The organism is Mobiluncus curtisii ATCC 43063 (genome assembly GCF_000196535.1).
Taxonomy (GTDB): Bacteria; Actinomycetota; Actinomycetes; order Actinomycetales; family Actinomycetaceae; genus Mobiluncus; species Mobiluncus curtisii.
The window spans coordinates 694,777-709,132 of sequence record NC_014246.1; the positions used below are offsets into that span (position 1 = coordinate 694,777).

Consider the following 14,356-nt stretch of genomic DNA (forward strand, 5'->3'; position numbering starts at 1 on the left):
CGACGAATCGACTAAATTACTCGTCAGCTGGCTCGTCTGGAATTTCAGAGGATAGCAGACGGCGCACCTGGAAGCTTTGAATCCAAGTCGTCCAGACGATACCGCAAATCGTTGTGATAACAAAGGCAATAAAAGCCAGCCAGGGCTGTCCCACCATCGAGCGCGCCACGATAATGGCGGACAGCAAACCGATAGGCATAAATGACCCTAGCCAAATCACCTTGTATCCGGTCGGATCATAGAAACGTCCGGAACCGATACGACTGGCAAAAGAATAGGTGAAAAGCAGCACAATCGACATCAAGACGGTAAAGGCAAGCAAGGAAAGGAAAGCGTTCAAAGCGGATACGGCCGCCCCGCAGACGCCACCAAACAGGGAAATTACCCAGCGAATCCATCTCGGAATCGCGACGATACGAGCCAGCACTTGGCGGGCATGTTCAGGGTCGCGGATAGACTCCATAATCAAGCTGATTTCATACCCGGTGTAATACGACGGGTGTTCACGCGCGATGTAAGGAATCTCATAGCGGGCATCCACTTCGGGTACCGCACCCACGGCCAGACCTACGGCTCGCATTTGCAGACCGTCAGAATCTTCGATTTCCTTCGGGCTCAGAATCGTCGCCGCCGCCATATTTGACACCGGTTGACCCAACAGTTCCTTTAGGGACAGACCCGCATTTGGATCGCCAGGCAGAGTCAGATTCCCCAGCACGCCTTCGGACTTGTTTTCCTTTTGACCGGAATCGCGCTTTTTACGCCGGGAAGCCCGTCCGACCACCGCGGATTGGTCGGATCCTAAAGTCGGCATGTTAAAGGGCACACGGGTACGAATATCCTGCAAATCAGGATGCTGTTCCTCAGCGCGCTGCGCCACCAAGCGCGGATCCATAGGTTCGGGTTCATATTGAGGAGCGGGCGCTCCCATCGGGGGGTATCCCGTTGGTTGCATGGGAAAAGCTCCGAACTGACCCGGAGCATTCGGTGGGTTTTGTACTGGGTATCCTGAATAATCCGGATACCCAGAGCCGTCAGAGACGGGCATCTGACCGCCAGAATAAGGCGGCTGAACCATGTTGGAATTCCCGTAACCATAACCAGCGTAAGCGTTCGGATCCAGAGGCTGACTGTTCGGATCGTGCGCTGGCATACCCATCGGTGTGGCTGGCGGCATTCCCATCACGCCGTCCATACCGCTAGGTTCTCCGTTGAGCGGCACCGTCTGATTGCTGTAGAAGTCGCCGGCACCATTCAGGGGTACCGCACCGCCCATTCCTTCACCTAAGGAAACTAAATTGCCGTTATTGGGAGCGCCGGCGTAGCCCTGGGGAGGGATTGCTTGCGAGTCCAGGGGTACCGCTACGGAATCAAGCGGAACCGCTCCGGAGGGAGTATCTCCCAAAGAAACCAAGTTTGGGTTGGCATTTGCAGGTTTAGGCGCAGGTCTGCCTCCCTGACCGCTGCCGGGCACGTTTACGCCAGTCATAAACCCGCAATCCTCCTAGAAATACAAATAACTAGGAACCATTGTACAAGGTTGAAACAGATACGGGCGCATGATTCTGTAAAGAAGAATTAAACTTTCCCCGCATTTCTCAATCAACTGCCAGATTACAGGGTCGAGTTTGCCCTCCAAGCAACTCAACTTAACCAGATAACTCTCGATTCATGGAGGATTTTCAACACCTTCCCCTCAAGAAATTTTCAGACGATACCAGTCTCCATCACGCCAACTCCTGCAGATAAATCCTAAAATTTGCCGAACTGACATAGTTTAGGTATCTTTTTATGGCGTTGTTTTTGTAAACGACCGCACACGCGCGAGTGGCGGAATTGGTAGACGCGCACGGTTCAGGTCCGTGTCCCAGTGATGGGGTAGGGGTTCAACTCCCCTTTCGCGCACGTTTACGGGATTTCCCGGTCTTGCCCAGCATCCGGTTTTACAATCGGTTTCGCCGGGCTTTTTCTTAATTCCCAAATCTTTACTATCCTTTCATTATTAACTTGAGCTCGAGGAAGGGGGCATCATGAACAAATTTATGGCTCGTGCCGTCGCAGTTTTAGGCGCGAGTGCTCTAGCTATTTCGTTAACTGCTTGTGGCGGAGGCGGCACCTCTGACGCAAACGTTTTGACCGTGGGCGCTTCTCCCACTCCGCACGCTAAAATTCTGCAGTATCTGCAGGACTCCGGCGCTGCGAAGAAGGCTGGAATCACCATTAAAGTTCAGGAATTTTCTGATTACATCCAGCCCAACGAGGCTTTGAAATCTGGCGACATCGATGCCAACTACTACCAGACGGTACCCTACCTCGAGGAGCAATCGGCGTCTCGTGGCTATAAGTTCACTGCCGGCAAGGGCATCCACTTGGAGCCGATGGGCATTTTTTCCAGCAAGATTAAGAGTCTCGACGAACTCAAAGATGGCGCCAAGATTGCCATCATCAATGACCCGTCGAACCAGGCACGTCAGCTCAAACTGCTAGAGGACAACAATCTGCTGCAGTTAAAGGGCATCAAGGACCTCTCGGTCGTGAATGTCAAGGCTAAGCCGGACGCTAACCCTCACGGTTTCCAGTTCACCGAAGTTGATGGTGCTTCTGAACCGTCCCTGCTGCCTGACGTGGATATTGCCGTCATCAACGGCAACTTCGCGCAAGGTGGGGGCTTGAACCCTGCTGACGCATTGGTCTTGGAGGATCCGAAAGACAACCCGGCAGTAAACGTCCTAGTGTGGCGCGCTGACGAAAAGAAGAAGCTCGAGGCCATTAAGAAGCTTGACGAGCTGCTGCATTCAGATGTGACGAAAAAGTACATTGAGGACACCTGGAAGGATCGCTCGGTCATCCCGGCGTTCTGAGAATAGCTAGCTAAAATTGCTGGCGACCAAGTATTTCCTTGGTCGCCAGCAATTTTTTATTAATAAATTTGGTTCAAACCAGCCCGTAGAGACGATCTCCGGCATCGCCTAGACCCGGCACGATATAGGCATCATCGTTCAGATGGTCATCTACCCCAGCCACAACAACTGACACGTCCGCCCGGTCCCCCACCGCGTCGGTCACGACCTTAATTCCCTCGGGAGCAGCAAGGATACACGTGCAGGTGACATCGCGAGCACCACGTTCCAACACGTAGTTGATAGCTGCCACCAAGGTTCCGCCCGTCGCCAACATCGGATCGACGATAAAGCACTGCCGCCCAGATAAATCACTGGGCAACCGGTTGGCGTAGGTTTCAATTGCGAGGGTTTCCTCATCGCGTTTCATTCCTAAAAATCCGACTTCCGCGGTTGGCAGCAAACGAGTCATGCCTTCCAGCATCCCCAAGCCGGCACGCAAAATCGGAATCACGATGGGACGAGGGTCTGCCAAAATCTGACCTTGCGTTTTGGTCAGAGGGGTTTCTACATCTATCGTTTCCACCCGAACATTGTGGGTTGATTCGTAGGCCAGCAAAGTCGTCAGCTCATCCACGAGCTGACGAAACATCGGCGACGGGGTGTTCTTGTCGCGTAACAGGGTCAATTTATGGTTAATCAGCGGATGATCCGCAACATATAAGTGCATGGTGTTAACTTACCGCGAAAGGACCCCGTCTCGCGTCAAGTTCACTCGGGTCGGTTAGAGTTACTTTATGGTTTTCTCCAATATTTCCCCTGTTCCCAACCGTTCCGATGATTTTTTGGTGAATTCACAAGGCGGGGGCGCGGCTTATGGTTTGTCCTCCGCAGAGGTGCGTGCCTTGGACACTGCATATGGATTAGCCCAGAAGGCAGGTCGGGCTGGGGACATTCCGGTCGGCGCCGTGGTGTTAACCCCGGAAGGGATAGTAGCGGGATTGGGGCTGAACCAGCGCGAAAATCCACCGTACGATCCCAGCGCTCACGCGGAAATCGTGGCTTTACGAGAAGCTGCGGGTCGGCTGGAGCGTTGGAATCTCAAGGGTTGCACCTTGGTCGCGACGCTGGAGCCTTGCACGATGTGTGCCGGAGCCATCGTGAACGCCCGCATCTCACGGCTTATTTTCGGAGCTTGGGACCCGAAAGCTGGCGCCTGCGGGTCTATCCGCGATGTAGTGCGCGATAGCCGACTCAACCACCAGGTTGAAGTTAAAGGCGGAGTGGACGAGCCTCGGATAAAGGCGCTGTTGAAAGCGTTTTTTGGAGAGCGCAGGTAAACCTGGATGCAACGCCAGAACGAAACTTTGTCTCCACAGAAACTTAATTTGTGACCGGGCACCGCGAAATGTTACCCCAGCAAAATGGCGGTAGAGGTGGGATTTGAACCCACGGTGGGTTGCCCCACACAGCATTTCGAGTGCTGCACCTTCGGCCGCTCGGACACTCTACCAAGTCGCGCTTTTCAGCACGAGCCATGATTTTATCATGAAGTTGCGGGCGAAATCTTCCCGCGTTTCCCGGACGCTCATCCGGGGCGCTGCCAACGTGCAGACTGACAGGTTTAACCTGCCGATAGAGTTGCAAACACTGCAATTTTTGGAGTTCTTCACCGCTCCCCAACACCCTCGGTAAACCATCGGAGCAGGTTGGGGAAACGCGAAATCTGCAGGGTGCCCCAAAATATGCTCTACAATTTTGATTCGGGATTCTTGGAATTTCCTGATTTTTCCACCAGCCACACGAAAGGCTCGATATGTCAGTCGACCGCGACCTAAATCTTCCCCTGCCCCCCGCTCGCATTCCGGTTTTGGCTATCATCACCGCCGCGATGGAGGACGAAGCAGCTCCACTGTGGGATTTGGCTAAAGGCGGGGGAAATCTGGTGCGTCTGGGAGCGAAAGGTAGCTTGCAACTGCTCCAGATTGAGGATGCCACGGTTGCCTTGTTGACCACCGGAATTGGTCTGGTCAACGCTGCCAGTTCACTGGCGGCTGCCCTAGCATATGTTTCCCCGCGCTACATTTTTAGCTGCGGTTCAGCTGGCGGTTTGGATGCGAATTCACAAGTCCGGGACGTAGTCGCAGCCTCATCTTGTCTGTTTTCTACCGCCGACGCGCGCGAGTTTGGTTACGCCTTGGGTCAGATTCCGGGAATGCCCGAACGTTATTTAGCTGACGGAGACCTGTTAGGTCGTTTTCATGCTCTGCCCACACGACTAGCAGGGTCGCGCACCCGCAGCGGGGAATTTCTTTCTGCCGATCAGTTTGTGGGCACCGAGACTGCTTTACAGCTGCGAGAAAGTTATCCCGAGGCGATTACAGTCGATATGGAGTCAGCAGCTCTGGCGCAGGTCGCTTACGGAGTTGAGGTCCCCTTCCTCGCGATCCGTGGCATCAGTGATTTGTGCGGACCTGAAGCGGCGGCAGAGAACTACTCCCGAGCGGGAGATGTCGCCCGCCTAAGTTTCCTGGTAGCGCTGTGCCTGTTAGGGCTGCGCGAACCGGAGGAAGTTATGTAACGCATCGTTCTTGAGACGTTACCGAATTTCAAATTTAGTGCGAATAGATGCGACCCCATTCTTCTCTGTGGTCCAGCATCTTTTGCGCTGCGGCTTGTGCTCCTGCCAGGCTGTGGCTTTTCCCCCAGCCACATTGCACTTCATTTGCTGCCGGAACCTCATTCATGTTAACTATGTCAACCAGAGTTGCCTGTAATATCGACATAAATTCTTCCGGCTGAATACCTAGGGTCATCGCATAAAAGCCTGTTTGGCAGCCCATCGGAGAGAAATCCAGCAGTTTGTCCGTATGGTCGCGCATATGTTCTGCCATGCTGTGCTCCAAAGAATGCACCACCGGCATGTCTAGATGCTCCACGTTGGGTTGGCAAAACCGCACATCGTACTTGATGAACTCATCCCCACCGGGCAAAGTCTCCTGGTGCGCTACCCGCACAAACGGAGCCTTTACCTTAGTGTGATCAAGCTGAAAAGATTCCACATTGGTTTTCTCGATTTCCATAGCCAAAATTCTATAGCTTCCCCGAAAGTATGGCGACACGCCGTGACTATCATTTTTCAACAGATCGCTTTTGCACAGATTGTGGATAACTACAGCCGTGTAACTTAGCCTTACTACGTGGGCTAACACAGCTATACACAATCTCGTCCACAGCTGAAATCAGACTTGTCCACAGGATGCACTAAAGAAAAACCTACCACTACATGTAGTGGTAGTAGACACGCCCGCCCCCAAGGTGTAGTGTTTTGAACTCGACAGGACTTTTCGGTGCTGATAGAATAACAACGTTGTAGTTTTCCCTTTTGCGGTCCACGAAGATACCGCTGGGAGGATTACACACTGGGAGATATGCGGAGGAAGCCTTAAGATGAGTATCACTCTTTACACGAAGCCTAACTGTGTTCAGTGCAACGCAACGAAGCGCGCTTTGGACAAGCAGGGTCTGGACTACGAAACCGTAGACCTGACCGAGGATGTCAATGCTCTCGATCACATCAAGAGCTTGGGATTCCAGCAGGCTCCCGTTGTTTTTGCCGGAGATGATGCTTGGTCAGGGTTCCGTCCCGATAAAATCAAAGCTCTCGCCGTTACCGCCCTCGCCGCTGCTATCTAATCACGGCATCTCGGTTCGCTCGTTGCGCTCCCCCAGCGTGGAGTGGGGACGTGCCACTCCGCCACCCCCACAGCGCGACCGGCGCACCTTGTGAATCCACTAAAAGAAACGCATCGAAGTAAGGCAAGACCGTGGGGTTATTGGTTTATTTTTCCTCTGCAACTGAAAACACCAAACGATTCGTAGAACGTGTCGGCGTTCCAGCGTTGCGTATCCCGATACGCCCCGGAACTGAACCTTTACTGGTTGACGAGGAATACGTGCTCATGGTGCCTTCTTATGGCGGAGGAGATATCAGCAAAGCGGTTCCCAAACAGGTCATCAAGTTTTTGAACATTGAACACAACCGCAACTTGTGCCGCGGCGTAATTTCCAGCGGAAATACCAATTTCGGCGAAGCTTACTGCATCGCCGGCAAAGTGCTTTCTAATAAACTCAAGGTTCCCTTCCTGTACAAGTTTGAACTGTTGGGAACCCCGGAAGATGTAACTGCAGTCAGAAAAGGATTGGAAGAATTTTGGGCGAACCTACACTCTCAGCAAGCGGATTTGGACTCCCCGGCGTCACCGGAGTCATGACCGACACTCAGGAGGACGAATTCCTCGACGCCGAACACGATTACCACTCGCTAAATGCCAAACTGAACCTTTATGGCGAGGACGGGAAAATCCAGTTCGACGCAGACCGAGAAGCGGCTCGTCAGTACTTCTTGCAACACGTAAACAAGAACACGGTGTTCTTCCATGATTTGCGAGAAAAGCTCGACTACCTGGTTGAGGAGGGCTACTACGAGGAAGACACCCTCAAACAATACAGCTTCAAATTCATCAAGTCCCTGTATGAAAAGGCCTACAGTCACAAGTTCCGGTTCCCGACTTTCCTGGGGGCGTTCAAGTACTACACCTCGTACACGCTAAAGACTTTCGATGGCAAACGTTACCTGGAGCGCTTCGAGGATCGCGTGTGTATGGTGGCGTTGTACCTGGCACGTGGGGACGAACAGCTGGCAGTAGACATCATGGAGGAAATCATTGCGGGACGCTACCAGCCCGCCACTCCCACTTTTCTCAATGCGGGAAAGAAAGCCCGCGGAGAAATGGTTTCGTGCTTCCTGGTGCGCCTGGAAGACAATATGGAGTCCATCGCTAGGGGAATAAACTCTGCGCTGCAGCTGTCCAAGCGCGGGGGCGGCGTCGCTTTGCTGCTAACGAATCTGCGCGAGGCGGGCGCGCCAATCAAAAAGATTCAAAACCAGTCCTCCGGTGTGGTTCCGGTGATGAAGCTGCTGGAAGATTCATTTTCTTACGCAAACCAACTGGGGGCACGCCAAGGCGCCGGAGCGGTCTACATCAGCGCTTTCCACCCTGACATCATGTCTTTCCTGGACACCAAACGCGAGAATGCGGACGAAAAAATCCGCATCAAGACTCTGTCCCTGGGCGTGATGGTTCCCGACATCACCTTTGAGCTAGCACGCAACAAGGAACCGATGTACCTGTTTAGTCCCTACGATGTAGAGCGGGTTTACGGGGTGCCTTTCAGCGATATTTCCGTCACGGAAAAGTACCGAGAGATGGTTGATAACCCCAACATCCGCAAGAAAAAGATTGACGCCCGCAAGTTTTTCCAAACTCTGGCAGAAATCCAGTTCGAGTCTGGCTACCCCTACATCGTGTTCGAGGACACCGTAAACCGGGCAAACCCGATTGATGGGCGCATCATCATGTCGAACCTGTGCTCCGAGATCCTCCAAGTGTCCGAGCCTTCCGTGCTAAATGAGGACCTGTCTTATGCAAAGGTCGGCAAGGATATTTCTTGCAACTTGGGTTCCATGAACATCGCCAAGGCCTTGGAATCTCCGGATTTTGCAAAATCTATCAACGTTGCGATTCGCGCTTTGACCGCGGTGTCGGACTTGACGAACGTGGGATGCGTGCCGACTATTCAGCGCGGTAACTCGATGTCACACGCAATCGGTTTGGGAGCAATGAACCTGCACGGTTGCCTGGCAAAGAACCAGATTTTTTATGGTTCAGATGAAGGTCTGGACTTCACAAACATGTACTTTTACGCTACGGCGTTCTATGCCCTCAAGGCGTCTCACGCCTTGGCAGTAGAGCGTGGCGTCACTTTTGAAGGTTTCGAACGTTCCCAATATGCCAGTGGCGAATACTTTGAAAAGTACCTTCAGGGGGACTGGACGCCACGAACCGCTAAAGTTCGCGAGCTGTTCGAAAAGTCCTCAATCCACCTGCCGACCCCGGAAGATTGGCGGGCTTTAGCCGCAGACATCAAACGCGACGGTCTGTATAACCAAAATTTGCAGGCGATTCCGCCCACCGGATCGATTTCTTATATCAACAACTCAACGTCATCGATTCACCCCATCGCGTCCAAGATTGAGATTCGCAAAGAGGGCAAGATTGGTCGAGTGTACTATCCCGCTCCCTACATGACCAACGACAACCTTGACTACTATCAGGATGCTTACGAAATCGGGTACGAAAAGATTATTGATACCTATGCGGAAGCCACGAAACACGTGGATCAGGGACTGAGCTTGACCCTGTTCTTCCCGGACACGATTACAACTCGTGACGTAAACAAAGCCCAGATTTACGCCTGGCGCAAAGGTATCAAGTCGCTATACTACATCCGCCTGCGCCAAGCTGCCTTGGAAGGCACCGAAGTGCAGGGCTGCGTCAGCTGTATGCTCTAAGTCTTTCTGACTGCTTATATACGGGGACTCCCCGGTTGAGGCGTGAACCGCGTCAACCGGGGAGTCCTTTCTAACAATGGGTAATCTGCGTATCTTACTTGGGTTGGAGAGCCTCTGAAACCAGGTATTGCAACAGCACTATCGGAGTGTGCGCCCGCAGGTCGACCTCGCCACGGGAGTTCAAACAGCCTGCTGAAAACAGGAAATTATTGAATACCTCCACAGCCTCACCCACCGCCTCCGGAGTCGCATCCTGTCCCATCTCGTGCAACAGGTCGACTGCCACCATTCGCGGGTCAGTCGACTCCGCCCAGTCGCAACTGGCGAAAGCCTGAGCTAGAGCCCCAATTATGAGACGAAGGAAAAATTCATCTTCGTCACTGTCACTCAAAGCGAAAGCCACCATCGGCAAGATAGGCTGCGGCGACCGCAGCTGACGGATACCCATCAGTGAAAGCATGACTTGGGAACCAACTAAGTTGATGAGTTTCGACTTCACTGCCATGAGGAAATAGGCTTGCAAAGAGCTCGACAGGGCATCCACAAATTCATCGGGGAGATGGTTCGCGTCCAGCGAAGGATGAGGTCGGGCGGCTTTAATCTGTACCAGATTGTCCTGTTCGCGACGGGGCGATTGTGGAGAAACCGCGGAAGAAATATACTCACCTGCTGCCAAATCAGCACCATCGGAACGATCTGGGAGGGAGGCATCTCCGGGCAGCACAAAGTCCAACAAATCCGGACCGGGATGCTGCACCAATTCCACAAAATCCTGCATATCCAAACCCGCGCAACTTTTCCGCAACTGGGACAAAATCCAGGCTAGCGGTCGGTTTAACGCTTGTTCCGCGGTCGCCACCATCGCGGGGGTAATCGACTGGTTAGAAAGCTCCAGCAGATATAAACCCAGCCTGGATCCGGGCTGCAGATGCAGCAACTGATCTCCCAGCTGCGACACCGGCAGCTGGGTAGCCAAGCGAATCAAATCTGAGTCTTCCACTATTTCTTGCCTTCAAACATTTTTAGTCTGTCTGTGCATCCTCAACGTTGAGTTAGTCTACTGCTGTTTCTACCCTAGTCGCCCCCCGGTTTTTTGTATCTGAAATTGAAACCTCGGTTCCACAGGATAGACTGGGAAAGTCAGTTTCGCGCGATATTTCACGCTTTGCGCAAACCTAAAATACTACTTAATTCAAGGAGAAACTCGTGGTCATTGGGATTCCCAAAACCGTTCAAGCCATCAACTGGAATGACATCGAAGATGATAAAGATTTGGAGGTGTGGGATCGCCTGACCGGCAATTTCTGGCTCCCAGAAAAGATTCCGCTATCTAACGATATTCCCTCATGGAAGACCTTGAACGAAGACGAAAAGAACATGACGAACCGCGTGTTCACCGGTCTGACCCTGCTGGACACCATCCAAGGCACGGTCGGCGCGGTGTCGCTAATTCCGGATTCTCGGACTCCCCACGAAGAAGCTGTTTACACCAATATTGCGTTCATGGAATCGGTGCACGCCAAGTCCTACTCTTCAGTTTTCTCAACCTTGCTGTCCACCGAGGAAATCAAAGAGTCTTTCCGTTGGTCTGAGGAAAACGAGTACCTCCAAAAAAAGGCACATATCGTGCTGGATTATTACCACGGCAATGATTCGGAAAAACGCAAAGTTGCCTCGACCATGCTGGAATCTTTCCTGTTCTACAGTGGTTTTTATGCCCCAATGTACTGGTCTGCTCACGCGAAACTGACCAACACCGCTGACCTCATCCGCCTCATCATCCGCGACGAGGCAGTTCACGGCTACTACATCGGTTACAAGTATCAGCTCGCGATGCGCGAGTCATCCGAGTCCCGTCGCCAAGAGATGAAGGACTACACCTTCTCCCTGCTGATGGACCTGTATGACAACGAAGAACTGTACACCGAGACCCTCTACGATCCGCTAGGTCTGACGGAGGACGTCAAGAAGTTCCTCAAGTACAACGCCAATAAGGCTTTAATGAACTTGGGTTACGAAGCCCTGTTCACCGCGGACCAAGTCAACGTCAATCCCGCGATTTTGGCAGCTTTATCGCCCGCGGCCGACGAAAACCACGACTTCTTCTCCGGTTCCGGATCGTCCTACGCGATTGGTACCGCTGAGGAAACCGAGGACGAGGACTGGGAGTTCTAAGTTTTCTTCGAGAATGAAACTAACAGTAACTCCACGAAATATCACGGTTGAGAGTATTCTTGTTAGTAATTAGCCATTCCCGTGCCGTTGCGGAAGTGGTGTGCATTTACTTTGTGAATGTTATCCTGTGACTAGCGTTCAAATTTGCTAGAATACAGTGGCTAATTCCAATACAATTGAGGTGTAATTCTTGTCTCGCCAAATTATCTTGTCCCAAGAGGCCGTGGAAGCCGGTCTGTGGTATGTGCTTTCTCTGCGTTATCAGGACGAAATCGACCGTGAGCTGAAACGGTTCCCAGCCGATATGATTGAATACTGGGCAGCCAAGTTAAAGATTGATTCTCGAATGAAGACTGAGCTGGCTCAGGTGTTGGCTGATGAATGCGAAGTCGTTAAGACCCAACAGGTGACAGACAAAGAACTCGGCGCGGAAAAGGAAAGCTATATTTTTCCTTCTCTTGACGAGGTCTGGCCACGTATCGTGCTGGCAAAGAAGCGTGCCCGCGATCACCAGGAAACCACCATCCCCGCTGCGGTCTATGAACGTCTGCGTACCCAGGACATCACCAGCCGGGGGGTGTATTCTTCGCAGGGCATGGTGCGCTGGCCCCCGACCTGCCAAACCATCACCAAGCGGTGTGGCGGCTCGTGGAACGAGGCACTGCGCAACATGGGACTAATGACCTCTAAACGAGGTCGTTCGCGGGGCTCACTAAAGTTCACCGATGAGACTTACCTGCGTGCTGGTGCCGAATTTTTAACGCACTGCCATGACACTGGTAAGGGCGCTACCGTGGCTTATTACTGTCAATGGGTAGCGCGAGAACGTCGCGCTGGACGAATCTGGCCTTCCGCCGCGGCGCAGCGTCAATTACGTGGCACCTGGAATCATGTCATGGAGCTAGCGGACCGAATGGTCAAATCTAAGACCTTTTCGTGAGGTTTTCCGCGCGAAAAGGTATCCTAGTTGTCGCGAGTCTGTTTTTTCGATTCCACTGGGAGGCAAAAGTGAAAAAACTTCACGGCGAACGACACCTGTTTCGTCTTTTGGGTGGTACGTGCTTAGCAGTTTCCGCGCTGGCAGGTCTGGTTTTCGCCGGTTCCGGTTTGAGCCCGGCATACGGACAAGACTCGGACACCACCCCCACGGTGGAATCCGAGCCCACCTCCGCGGTCGTAGGGTTTAACCCCGGAATGATTATTTCCGATGAAGTTTTTTACAACCCCAACACCATGGACCCCAACGCGATTCAGCAGTTCTTGAACACACAAGGACGTGCCTGCGTGCCAGGCGTTGATACCGTTCCCGGTCCTAATGGTGGACCTCAACCTGTCACCGTTGTTTGTTTGAAAGACTATGTGGAAAGTACCCCGGATCGTCCCGCGGACGCCTATTGCCGGGCAGCTTATCAAGGAGCTGTAGGGGAAAGCGCCGCCCAGATTATCTGGAAGGTTTCCCAGGCTTGCCAAGTCAATCCGCAGGTTCTTCTCGTCACCTTGCAAAAAGAACAGGGCTTGTTGACTCGTTCCGGAAAGTCTTTGAAACTGTCTAACTATCAGAAGGCCATGGGGTACGGTTGTCCGGACACTGCTCCGTGCAACACCCAGTACTACGGGTTCTTTAACCAGCTTTATCGAGCGGCGCACCGTTTTCACTACTACCAGCATCACCCGGAAAAGTTCCGTCATCGTGCCGGGCGAGTCAATAATCTGCTGTATCACCCGTCACGGAACTCAGATGGCTCTTACAAGTGCGGAACTACCCCAGTTTTCATTGAAAACCAGGCTACGGCAGGGCTGTACAACTACACTCCGTACACGCCGAATGCAGCGGCTCTAGCGGCTGGGGGTGGTCTGGGCGACAAGTGTTCCAGCTACGGAAACCGCAATTTCTACCGTTTCTTTACCTCTTGGTTCGGTTCCACTGGTTCTGCCAGCGCGATTCCGTCGCTGCGGATTTCGGGAGCTGACCGCACGGAGACCGCCGTGGGAATCTCTGCGCGGGCTTTTGCCGGTGGTTCTGATCGGGTTTATCTGGCTCGTTCCGATAAGCCTATTGATGCCCTAGCAGGCGGGATTTTGACTGATGGACCAGTACTGCTGGTTCCGGTTGACCGTCCGCTCCCGGCTGCCCTCACCGCAGAAATCAACCGTCTGCAAGCCAAAACGGTAGTGGCTTTAGGCGGGCCCGGAGCGATTCCTGACGAAGTGCTGGCAGCTGCGGCACAGGGACGTGAGACTTCGCGGATTTACGGTCCAGACCGCTACGCCACGGCTATCGCAATCTCTCACCAAGCATTCCCACAAGGTGCCAAGCGGATTTATATTGCCGATGGTGTGGGCAGTGACGGTACCGGTTCTCCCGATGCAGTCGTGGGCGGTACTCTGAGCGATGGACCGGTGTTGATGGTCAACCCAAGCGACCCCGAAACGTGGAAGTACGTCGCTTCTGAAGTTTCTGACCTGCATATTTCCGAAGTGGTTGGCTTGGGTGGACTCGGCGCCCTCCCCCAGGAGGCTTTGACTACCATCGCAGCAGAATCGGGAGCTAGCGTCTCTCGTCTGGCTGGGGCAGATCGCTACGGCACCGCTGCGACTATCGCGGCTTACGCCTATCCCGCGATAGCACGGCAGGACAAGGCCGGTTCACCGATTTCGAGTGATTACGTGGCTTACATTGCTCGCGGCGATAATTTCGCCGATGCTTTGGTGGCTGGGGCTTTGCGAGATGGTCCAGTTTTGCTCGTGCCCTCCCGTACTAACCAAGCTCCCGCTCCGGTAGCGAACTATCTGGGCAGCTTGCATCCCAACACGATTATCGCTCTGGGCGGTTTGGGAGCGGTGCACCCCGATACGGTTGACGCTGTGGTAGCTGCTACTAAGTCAGGTTTGCACTAACCAATCATGCTGTAGTTAGTTAACCTGG

General features: G+C 53.1%; 13 protein-coding genes and 2 tRNA genes. 10 read left to right on the forward strand and 5 right to left on the reverse strand.

Going from position 1 to position 14,356, the window contains the following annotated elements:
• Positions 1-16: 16 nt before the first annotated feature.
• Positions 17-1,489, reverse strand: a complete 1,473-nt coding sequence (locus tag HMPREF0573_RS02950; protein WP_013188850.1) for a hypothetical protein — start codon at positions 1,487-1,489, stop codon at positions 17-19.
• A 332-nt stretch (positions 1,490-1,821) separates the two neighbouring features.
• Between HMPREF0573_RS02950 and HMPREF0573_RS02955 the strand changes: the two genes are divergently transcribed.
• Both HMPREF0573_RS02955 and HMPREF0573_RS02960 read left to right on the forward strand, forming a co-directional pair.
• Positions 1,822-1,905: transfer RNA gene (locus HMPREF0573_RS02955), tRNA-Leu, on the forward strand.
• A gap of 125 nt (positions 1,906-2,030) precedes the next feature.
• Entirely contained in the window at positions 2,031-2,861 is an 831-nt protein-coding gene (locus HMPREF0573_RS02960; RefSeq protein WP_013188851.1) for a MetQ/NlpA family ABC transporter substrate-binding protein, read from the forward strand.
• A gap of 73 nt (positions 2,862-2,934) precedes the next feature.
• On the opposite strand, the gene upp is transcribed toward HMPREF0573_RS02960, so the two are convergent.
• Complete coding sequence (gene upp / locus HMPREF0573_RS02965) at positions 2,935-3,570, reverse strand: uracil phosphoribosyltransferase (RefSeq protein ID WP_004007896.1); 636 nt, start codon at positions 3,568-3,570, stop codon at positions 2,935-2,937.
• Positions 3,571-3,637: 67 nt separating this feature from the next.
• Between upp and HMPREF0573_RS02970 the strand changes: the two genes are divergently transcribed.
• On the forward strand, positions 3,638-4,180 hold the full coding sequence (locus HMPREF0573_RS02970) for a nucleoside deaminase (RefSeq protein ID WP_013188852.1): 543 nt from the start codon (positions 3,638-3,640) through the stop codon (positions 4,178-4,180).
• Between the two features lie 85 nt (positions 4,181-4,265).
• Here HMPREF0573_RS02970 and HMPREF0573_RS02975 read toward each other — a convergent pair.
• A tRNA-Ser gene (locus HMPREF0573_RS02975) sits at positions 4,266-4,353 on the reverse strand.
• A gap of 303 nt (positions 4,354-4,656) precedes the next feature.
• Between HMPREF0573_RS02975 and mtnN the strand changes: the two genes are divergently transcribed.
• Positions 4,657-5,421: a 5'-methylthioadenosine/S-adenosylhomocysteine nucleosidase gene (gene mtnN, locus HMPREF0573_RS02980; protein ID WP_004007894.1), complete on the forward strand. Its 765-nt coding sequence runs from the start codon at positions 4,657-4,659 to the stop codon at positions 5,419-5,421.
• 34 nt (positions 5,422-5,455) lie between these two features.
• Here mtnN and HMPREF0573_RS02985 read toward each other — a convergent pair whose 3' ends face one another.
• Complete coding sequence (locus HMPREF0573_RS02985) at positions 5,456-5,923, reverse strand: S-ribosylhomocysteine lyase (protein WP_004007893.1); 468 nt, start codon at positions 5,921-5,923, stop codon at positions 5,456-5,458.
• 367 nt (positions 5,924-6,290) lie between these two features.
• Between HMPREF0573_RS02985 and nrdH the strand changes: the two genes are divergently transcribed.
• From nrdH to nrdE, 3 genes are all read left to right on the forward strand, one after another.
• Positions 6,291-6,536 (forward strand): glutaredoxin-like protein NrdH, encoded by a 246-nt coding sequence (gene nrdH, locus HMPREF0573_RS02990; RefSeq protein WP_004007892.1) that lies wholly within the window; start codon positions 6,291-6,293, stop codon positions 6,534-6,536.
• 131 nt (positions 6,537-6,667) lie between these two features.
• Complete coding sequence (nrdI, locus tag HMPREF0573_RS02995; RefSeq protein WP_004007891.1) at positions 6,668-7,114, forward strand: class Ib ribonucleoside-diphosphate reductase assembly flavoprotein NrdI; 447 nt, start codon at positions 6,668-6,670, stop codon at positions 7,112-7,114.
• Positions 7,111-9,255, forward strand: coding sequence for a class 1b ribonucleoside-diphosphate reductase subunit alpha (gene nrdE / locus HMPREF0573_RS03000; protein WP_013188855.1), 2,145 nt, complete (start codon positions 7,111-7,113; stop codon positions 9,253-9,255). Before nrdI ends, nrdE begins: the two co-directional genes overlap by 4 nt.
• Positions 9,256-9,349: 94 nt before the next feature.
• Here nrdE and HMPREF0573_RS03005 read toward each other — a convergent pair whose 3' ends face one another.
• Positions 9,350-10,255: a hypothetical protein gene (locus HMPREF0573_RS03005; RefSeq protein WP_013188856.1), complete on the reverse strand. Its 906-nt coding sequence runs from the start codon at positions 10,253-10,255 to the stop codon at positions 9,350-9,352.
• A 206-nt stretch (positions 10,256-10,461) separates the two neighbouring features.
• Here HMPREF0573_RS03005 and nrdF point away from each other — a divergent pair, with 206 nt between their 5' ends.
• From nrdF to HMPREF0573_RS03020, 3 genes are all read left to right on the forward strand, one after another.
• Complete coding sequence (gene nrdF, locus HMPREF0573_RS03010) at positions 10,462-11,430, forward strand: class 1b ribonucleoside-diphosphate reductase subunit beta (protein WP_004007888.1); 969 nt, start codon at positions 10,462-10,464, stop codon at positions 11,428-11,430.
• A gap of 190 nt (positions 11,431-11,620) precedes the next feature.
• Entirely contained in the window at positions 11,621-12,370 is a 750-nt protein-coding gene (locus HMPREF0573_RS03015; protein ID WP_013188857.1) for a hypothetical protein, read from the forward strand.
• The gene (locus HMPREF0573_RS03020) at positions 12,367-14,328 is read left to right on the forward strand and encodes a cell wall-binding repeat-containing protein (protein WP_013188858.1); all 1,962 of its coding nucleotides are present in this window, start codon (positions 12,367-12,369) and stop codon (positions 14,326-14,328) included. The genes HMPREF0573_RS03015 and HMPREF0573_RS03020 overlap by 4 nt, the downstream gene beginning before the upstream one ends.
• Positions 14,329-14,356: the final 28 nt, after the last annotated feature.